8 protein-coding genes are annotated in these 8,179 nt (G+C 59.8%); all 8 read left to right on the top strand.

All coding sequences use genetic code 11. The annotated features are described in order from the left end of the window. Nucleotides 1-9 precede the first annotated feature (9 nt). Complete coding sequence (locus tag JX325_RS09815; protein WP_279380528.1) at nt 10-1,224, top strand: MATE family efflux transporter; 1,215 nt, start codon at nt 10-12, stop codon at nt 1,222-1,224. A gap of 104 nt (nt 1,225-1,328) precedes the next feature. Then, the gene (metG, locus tag JX325_RS09820) at nt 1,329-3,305 is read left to right on the top strand and encodes a methionine--tRNA ligase (protein WP_204790968.1); all 1,977 of its coding nucleotides are present in this window, start codon (nt 1,329-1,331) and stop codon (nt 3,303-3,305) included. 66 nt (nt 3,306-3,371) lie between these two features. After that, a complete protein-coding gene (gene rbr, locus JX325_RS09825; protein WP_204790969.1) occupies nt 3,372-3,983 on the top strand; it encodes a rubrerythrin in 612 nt (203 codons plus the stop codon). Between the two features lie 398 nt (nt 3,984-4,381). Beyond that, nucleotides 4,382-4,771 (top strand): immunity 22 family protein, encoded by a 390-nt coding sequence (locus JX325_RS09830; protein ID WP_204790970.1) that lies wholly within the window; start codon nt 4,382-4,384, stop codon nt 4,769-4,771. Between the two features lie 240 nt (nt 4,772-5,011). Continuing rightward, complete coding sequence (locus JX325_RS09835) at nt 5,012-5,884, top strand: DUF6017 domain-containing protein (protein ID WP_204790971.1); 873 nt, start codon at nt 5,012-5,014, stop codon at nt 5,882-5,884. 17 nt (nt 5,885-5,901) lie between these two features. Beyond that, a complete protein-coding gene (locus JX325_RS09840) occupies nt 5,902-6,114 on the top strand; it encodes a DUF5348 domain-containing protein (protein ID WP_204790972.1) in 213 nt (70 codons plus the stop codon). 75 nt (nt 6,115-6,189) lie between these two features. Next, nucleotides 6,190-6,660 (top strand): PcfB family protein, encoded by a 471-nt coding sequence (locus JX325_RS09845; protein WP_204790973.1) that lies wholly within the window; start codon nt 6,190-6,192, stop codon nt 6,658-6,660. Further along, on the top strand, nt 6,657-8,179 hold a 1,523-nt coding region (locus tag JX325_RS09850; RefSeq protein ID WP_204790974.1), incomplete at its 3' end, for a VirD4-like conjugal transfer protein, CD1115 family. The genes JX325_RS09845 and JX325_RS09850, both read left to right, overlap by 4 nt.

Below are 8,179 nucleotides of genomic sequence, written 5' to 3' on the forward strand. Positions count from 1 at the left end.
TGAGGAGGGCTGGGCTTCCCGGTTTTGACTATGTTCTCCTCCCTGTTCATCGGCCTTTCCAGCGGCGGCACGGTGGTCATCGCCCAGTTCTTCGGCGCGGGGAAAATGGATCGGGTCCGGGACGCGGTGGACACCATCTACGCCGCCTTCCTCACCTCCATCATCCCCCTGACGGCCCTGGCCCTGCTGGCGGTGGGGCCCATCCTCCGCCTGCTCCAGGTGGAGGAGGCCGCCTATGGCGAGGCGTACCTCTATTTAATGGTGGTCTGCGCCGGGCTCGCCGGCAGCATCGGCTACAACCTCAACGCCGGGATTTTGGGGGGCCTGGGGAACAGCCGGAGCACCCTTTTGTTCCTGGCGGTGGCCTCGGTGATGAACATCCTCCTGGACCTGGCGCTGGTGCTGGCCTTCGACCTGGGGGTTTTCGGCGTGGCCCTGGGCACGATCCTCGCCCAGGCCTTCTCCTGGCTTTTCGGCGTGTTCTATATCAGCCGCCGCTACCCGGAGATCTCCCTCCGCCTCCTGCCCCGGAGGTTTGACCGGGCCCTCTTCCGGCAGATCATGGGCATCGGCCTTCCGGCGGGAATCCAGATGTCCCTGGTTGCCCTGGGGGCCATGGTGGTGATGGGGAAGATCAACTCCTACGGCAAGGAGTTCACCGCCGGGTACAACGTGGGCTTCCGGCTGGATCAGCTGGCCTTCCTGCCCATTCAGAGCCTGTCCAGCGCCGTCATCTCCTTCGTGGGCCAGAACACCGGCGCCAGAAAGCCGGACCGGGCCCGGCGGGGCATCCGGGTCGCCGTTGCCCTCTCCGCCGCCTGGGCCCTTTTGATGACGGCGGTCCTCCTGCCCCTCCGGGAGCCCTTGGTGGCCTTCTTCTCCCCCACGCCGGCGGTGATTCACGCCGGGGCCGTCTACCTCCAGTGCATCATGCCCTTCTACTTTATGTTCGCCGTCATGTTCTGCTTGAACAACGCCATGCGGGGCGCGGGGGACAGCGTGTTTCCCATGGTGGACGTAATTTTGTCATTGATCCTGGTGCGGGTCCCGGCGGTATACTATCTGGCGGAGCGCTATGGGCCGGACTATATGTATTACGGCTGCGCCGTGGGCTGGGCCGTGGGTCTGGCCCTGTCCCTGGTCTGGTACTTCTCCGGCCGGTGGAAGCGCCGCGGGAGCCTGGCGGACCGGGAGGGGCCCGAAATTTCCGGCCCGGAACGGTGAATGCCGCTTGTAATTTTCCGGAAAAGTCAGTATAATAGACCAATTGAGCCCGTCACTACCGGCGTCCCTTCCATTCGGGGCCGCCGCTTTAAAGGAGAAAGAGCATGGAAAAGAAAAAATTCTATATCACCACGCCCATTTACTACCCCTCGGACAAGCTTCACATCGGCCACACCTACTGCACCGTGGCCACGGACACCCTGGCCCGCTACCACCGCCTGCTTGGCGAGGACGTCATGTTCCTCACCGGCACCGACGAGCACGGACAGAAAATCGAGGAAAAGGCCAAGGAGGCCGGCATCACCCCCCAGGAATTTGTGGACCGCATTGTGGACGGTCCCCGGGGCGTGCGGGATCTGTGGAAGCTGATGAACATCTCCAACGACCGCTTCATCCGCACCACGGACGATTACCATGTGAAATCCATTCAATATATCTTCCGCAAAATGCACGACAACGGCGATATCTACAAGGGGACCTACAAGGGCAAATACTGCACCCCCTGCGAGGCCTTCTGGACGGAGAGCCAGCTTAAGGACGGCTGCTGCCCCGACTGCGGCCGCCCCGTCAAGGACGCGGAGGAGGAGGCCTATTTCTTCCGCCTGAGCAAGTACGCGGACAAAATCCGGGACCTGCTGGAAAACACGGACTTCCTGGAGCCCCCCTCCCGGGTCCACGAGATGGTGCGCAACTTCATTGACCCGGGTCTTGAGGACCTGTGCGTCTCCCGGACCAGCTTCAGCTGGGGCGTGCCCGTGGACTTCGACCCCGGCCATGTGGTCTATGTCTGGATCGACGCCCTCTCCAACTATATTACCGCCCTGGGCTACGGCAACGACCGCTACAGCGATTACGAAAAGGGCTGGTGGCCCGGCGTGAACATCGTGGGCAAGGAGATCGTCCGCTTCCACTCCATCATCTGGCCCGCCATGCTCATGAGCCTGGGCGAGCCGGTGCCTAAGAAATGCTTCGGCCACGGCTGGCTCCTTCTGGACGGCGGCAAAATGTCCAAGTCCAAGGGCAACGTGGTGGACCCCTATATCCTGGCGGAGCAGTTCGGCGTGGACGCCCTGCGCTTCTTCCTGATGCGCACCTTCCCCTTCGGCTCCGACGGCAACTTCTCCAACGAGCTTTTGATCCAGACCATCAACACGGACCTTGCCAACGACCTGGGCAACCTGGTCAGCCGCACCACCGCCATGGTGGGCAAATACTTCGGCGGGACCCTGCCCGCGCTCTGCGGGACCTGGGCGGAAACGGTCTCCTTTGACACGGAGCTCAAGGACCTGGCCGGGGGCCTGCGGGAGCGCTACGCCGCCGAGATGGACCGCTTCGCCCCCCACAAGGCCCTGGAGGAGATCTTCAAGGTCATCCAGCGGGCAAACAAATATATTGACGAGAACACCCCCTGGACCCTGGCGAAGGACATGGAGGCCAATGGCCCCCGGCTGGCCCACGTGCTGTATAACCTGCTGGAAGCAGCCCGCATCTGCGGCATTTTGCTGATTCCCTTCATGCCGGAGAGCATGGACAAACTCTTCTCCCAGATTGGCGCGGACGCTTCCGCCCGGACCTGGGACTCCGCCGCCAAATGGGGCGGATTGCCGGAGACCGCCGCGGTCTCCAAGGGGGAGAACCTCTTCCCCCGGGTGGACATGGACAAGGCGCTTCAGGAGCTGGAGGCCNCCGTGGAGGNNGCGANNCANGCGGAGTCNGNCGTGGAGCTGGAGCCCCAGCTGGCGGAGAAGGTGGACTTCGACACCTTCTGCAAGTCGGACTTCCGGGCAGTGAAGGTAAAGGCCTGCGAGGCGGTGAAAAAGAGCGAGAAGCTTTTGAAGTTCACCCTGGACGACGGCACCGGCGTGGACCGGCAGATCCTCTCCGGGATTCACAAGTGGTATGAGCCGGAGGAGCTGGTGGGCAAGACCCTGGTGGCGATTGTGAACCTGCCTCCCCGGAAGATGATGGGCCAGGAGAGCAGCGGCATGCTCATCTCCGCCGTCCACAAGGAAAAGGGGGAGGAGGTGCTCCACCTACTCATGGTGGACGACGCCATCCCCGCCGGGGCGAAGCTCTGTTAAGCGTATAATCCCCTGAATGTGGGAAATACTGCCTCCATACTTTAAAAGTAGGGAGGCAGTATTTTCATGTCCAAAAACTTAAAAGAGAGCGAGACGCTCAAAAACCTCATGCGCGCCTTTGCCGGGGAAAGCCAGGCCCGGAACCGCTATACCTTTGCCGCGGGCCTGTGCAAACAGCAGCAGCTCCACGTCCTGGAGGCCATTTTCACCTTCACCGCCAACCAGGAGAAGGAGCACGCCGAAATCTTCTACAACCACATGAAGGAGGTGGCCGGGGAGACCGTCCATATCGACGNCGGCTACCCCGTGGACCTGACCAACGACGTGGCCCAGCTCCTCCGCATGGCCCAGCACAACGAGTTCGAGGAGTTCGACCCCGTCTACCCCAGCTTCGCCCAGACCGCCCGGCAGGAGGGCTTNCCCNNGGTGGCCTCCTCCTNCGAGCAGATTTCCAAAATCGAGAAGGCCCACGGCAGCCGCTTCGCCCACTTCGCGGAGCTTATGGAATCCGGCAAGCTCTTCGTCTCCGACGCCAAGTGCGGCTGGCTCTGCCTGAACTGCGGCCACATTCAAGAGGGCCTCCAGGCCCCCAAGTCCTGCCCCGTCTGCTCCCATGACCAGGGCTTCTTCATCCGCCTGGAGATGGCCCCCTACGGCGGCGAGATCCTAAAGGCGTGACCCGTCTCCGACGGGTGTTTTCCGGGGGGCTTCCCGCCTGGCGGGGGCCCCTCCCGTCTTCCGGCGGGCAAACTCGGCGAAAAACCGCCCAATTTTTGTAGACAATCCGCTCAACCTTTGGTATAGTATTAGCAACAGCACCGGCGGGCGGCGTCTCCATTCTACCGCGTCCCCGCCCGGCGCACAGGGGCGGCGGCCCATTCCCGATACGGCGGCCCCCGGGTCTGCCGGGACAGCCCCGTCATGCGCTTCGACCAGGAGGCCGCCCGCCGCTTTGACGAGGGCCTGCCCCCCCATGGAAAAGCGCGTCCTCCCCTGTCAGGAGGAATTTTATATCCTCAGCAATTCCGTTTTGCGCTGACCCCCGCTTCACCAAATCACGACAAAGGAGAATCACCATGGAAGAATCCGGCATTGTTTCCATCTGGCTTGGCAGCTTTGAGAGCAGGGAAGCCCTGGCGGCCTACGCCGAGAACCGTTTCATGCAGAACGAGAACGGCGAGAAGGCCCCCTCCTTCACCCAGGACTTTTTCAACGGCGACCTCTGGCCCTTTGAGCCGGACGTGTTCGATTACGAATTTAACGGCGCCCCCTCCCAGGACCCGGCCGTGGTGGCGGCGCCCCTGGGCGAGGAGCTGTGCGCCGCCCTGACGGAGGTTTATTCCAAGGGCTTCGACCAGCCCTATAACGCCGTGATTGCCGTCTACGACTATCAGTTTGAGGGCAGCCGCTACGTCCCCGGCGCGCCGGCGCGGTTCGTGGGGTCCTTTTCCTACATAGAGCGTTGAGCCATTTCAAAAGCCGCCCCGTTAAGGGCGTTGACATAAGAAAACATGAGAAAACCAAGTAAAATCAATGTTTTTTAAGGGCAGCGGAAAACGGGGCGGCGCAAACAAGTGAACAACAGCACAGAAAGCGGGCGATGTCGGCAAGGCATCGCCCGTTTCTGCGCCCCGGCAGACGCCGCAGATTTTGAAAAAAGTCTGCGGCGTTTTTTCATGTCCAGATACCGAAAGGAGCGGAAAGCCATGCCAGTATTCCGCGTGGAGAGGAACAAGGGCTACACGGTCATGTCTAACTACCACCTGCGGGACAAGTCCCTGTCCCTGAAAGCCAAGGGCCTGCTGTCGCAAATTCTCTCACTCCCGGAAGATTGGGACTACACCCTGTCCGGCCTGTGCTACATCAACCGGGAGAGCAAGGACGCCATTCGTTCCGCTGTCAACGAATTGGAGCGGGCCGGGTACATCGAGCGCCACCAGACTACGGACGAGGGCGGCAAGTTCAGCAGCAACGAGTACATCATCCACGAACAGCCTGTTTCTTTGCCGCCGTCGTTGGATAAACCGTCGTCGGAAAACCCGACAACGGGAAAACCGACGTCGGAAAATCCAACGCAATTAAATAAAGATAGAGTAACTAAAGACCAAGCTATTACTGACCCATCAATTACCCATTCCTTTCCCTCCCTTTCACCCCCTCCCGCTGGGGCGGCTTCGCCGCCGGAAAGGAAAGGATCGGAAGCGGCCACGCAGAGCGCCGTTGAGATTTACCGGGACATCATCAAGGAGAATATCGAGTACGACCACCTCCTGCGCCACTCCAAGATCGACCGGGAGGAATTAGACGGCATCGTAGAATTGCTGGTAGAAACCGTCTGCACGGCCCGTAAGACTATCCGTGTTGCCGGTGATGACTACCCCGCCGAGCTGGTAAAGGCCAAGCTGCTGAAACTGAACAGCGGCCATATTGAGTTCGTCATGGACTGTATGCGGGAGAACACCACGAAAATCCGCAACATCAAGAAATACCTGCTGGCGGTGCTGTTCAACGCCCCCAGCACGATGGGAAGCTACTACACCGCCCTCGTCGCCCATGATATGGCGGAGGGTAAAATCTGACAAAGGAGGCCCCGACTATGAAACAGGGCGCATTGATTTTTGACGAGCGGACAGACCGCTACGACATCCGCTTTGACCTGGCCGACTACTACGGCGGTCTGCACTGTGGACAGTGCTTCGACGTGATGGTGGGCGGGCGCTGGAAGCCCACCCGGATTGAGTACGCCGTCGATTGGTATCTGGTGGGCATCCGGGCCGACGATCTGAACGGCCTGCGGGTGCGTATCTGATGCGAATTTACCTGCGGCGGCTGGTGGTTCCACCGTAGCCGCCCTTTTCGACTTCTGGCAAAGGAGGTATGACGCTTGCAGGAGGACGTCACTCAAAAGACCATCGCATTATCCATGAAAACCGGGAAGCTGACGGCCCAAGTGCTGCAAATGGCCCTGAAAAAGTTTTTGGAGGCGCAGAAACACGGCCCCAAGCTCCATCAGGGCCAGCAGAGCCTAAAGCAGTTGAAGCAGCACGGGGCGGCGCTGTCCAACATCGAGATCACCGACGCCAACATCGCCGCTTTCAAGCCCTGCGCCAAGAAATACGGCGTGGACTTCACCTTGCGAAAGGACAAGACCACCCAGCCGCCCCACTACATTGTGATCTTCAAGAGCCGGGACGCCGACAATCTGGAACAGGCTTTCAAGGAGTTCACCGCCAAGAAGCTGTCACGGGAGGCCAAGCCCTCCATCCGCAAGGCGCTGTCCGTCCTGCGGGAAGCGGCGGGCCGGAATGTCCAGCGGGCCAAGGAGAAGATCAGGGAAAGGGGGATGGAGCGGTGAAGCCGGATATAAAGAAAATCATCATCACCAACCTGCCCTATCTGCTGTTCGTGTGGCTGTTCGGCAAGATGGGCGAGGCGTGGCGGCTGGCGGCGGGGGCGGACGCCTCCCAAAAGATGCTGCACTTCATGGACAGCCTGGCGGCGGCGTTCGCCAACAGCCTGCCCAGCCTCCACCCCTTTGACCTGTGTATCGGTATCGGGGGCGCTGTGCTGGTGCGGCTGGCGGTGTACCTGAAAGGCAAGAACGCCAAGAAATACCGCCACGGCATGGAATACGGCAGCGCCCGATGGGGCGGGCCAAAAGACATAGCGCCGTATATCGACCCCGTATTTGAAAACAACATCCTGCTCACGCAGACCGAACGGCTGACGATGAACGGCAGGCCCAAAGACCCCAAGACCGCCCGGAACAAGAATGTGCTGGTGATCGGCGGTTCCGGCAGCGGCAAGACGAGATTTTTTGTTAAGCCCAACCTCATGCAGATGCACAGCAGCTATTGCATTACCGACCCGAAAGGGAGCCTCTTGATCGAGGTGGGACAGCTTTTAAGACGGGGCGGCTATCGGATAAAAGTGCTGAACACCATCAATTTTTCCAAGTCCATGCGGTATAACCCGTTCGCCTACCTGCACAGCGAAAAGGACATCTTGAAGCTGGTAAACACCATCATCGCCAACACCAAGGGCGACGGGGAAAAATCCACGGAGGATTTTTGGGTGAAGTCCGAGCGGCTATTTTACACCGCCCTGATCGGCTACATCTGGTACGAGGCCCCGGAGGACGAAAAGAATTTCACCACCCTGCTTGAAATGATTAACGCTTCCGAGGCCAGAGAGGACGACGCCGAATTTCAAAGCCCCGTTGATGAAATGTTCGCCCGGCTTGCGGAAAAGGAGCCGGAGCATTTCGCCGTCCGGCAGTATCAAAAATTTCTGCTTTCCGCTGGCAAAACTCGTTCCTCTATCCTTATTTCCTGCGGGGCGAGGTTAGCGCCCTTTGACATCCGGGAAGTCCGTGAGCTGATGGAAACCGACGAAATGGAGCTGGACACCCTGGGCGACCGCAAAACGGCGCTGTTCCTGATAATGAGCGACACGGATACGACCTTTAACTTCATTCTGGCGATGCTGCAAAGCCAGCTTATCAATCTGCTGTGCGACCGGGCCGACGACGTGTACGGCGGGAGGCTTCCCGTCCATGTGCGTCTGATACTGGACGAGTTTGCCAACATCGGGCAGATACCCAACTTTGACAAGCTGATCGCCACCATCCGAAGCCGGGAAATCTCGGCTTCTATTATTTTGCAAAGTCAATCGCAGTTGAAAAGCATCTACAAGGACGCCGCCGACATCATCAGCGACAACTGCGACTGTACTTTATTTTTGAGTGGGCGGGGTAAGAACGCCAAGGAAATTTCCGACGCGCTGGGCCGGGAAACGATTGACAGCTACAACACGTCGGAGAACCGGGGCAGCCAGACCTCCCACGGACTGAATTATCAAAAATTGGGAAAGGG

It is taken from the genome of Oscillibacter sp. CU971 (assembly GCF_905219725.1).
In the GTDB taxonomy this organism is placed as follows: domain Bacteria; phylum Bacillota; class Clostridia; order Oscillospirales; family Oscillospiraceae; genus Oscillibacter.

Excerpts from the sequence above, each read along its gene's own strand:
- JX325_RS09835 (WP_204790971.1), top strand. The coding sequence starts at position 5,012 with ATGCCAGTATTCCGCGTGGAGAGGAACAAGGGCTACACGGTCATGTCT.
- JX325_RS09840 (WP_204790972.1), top strand. The coding sequence starts at position 5,902 with ATGAAACAGGGCGCATTGATTTTTGACGAGCGGACAGACCGCTACGAC.
- JX325_RS09830 (WP_204790970.1), top strand. The coding sequence starts at position 4,382 with ATGGAAGAATCCGGCATTGTTTCCATCTGGCTTGGCAGCTTTGAGAGC.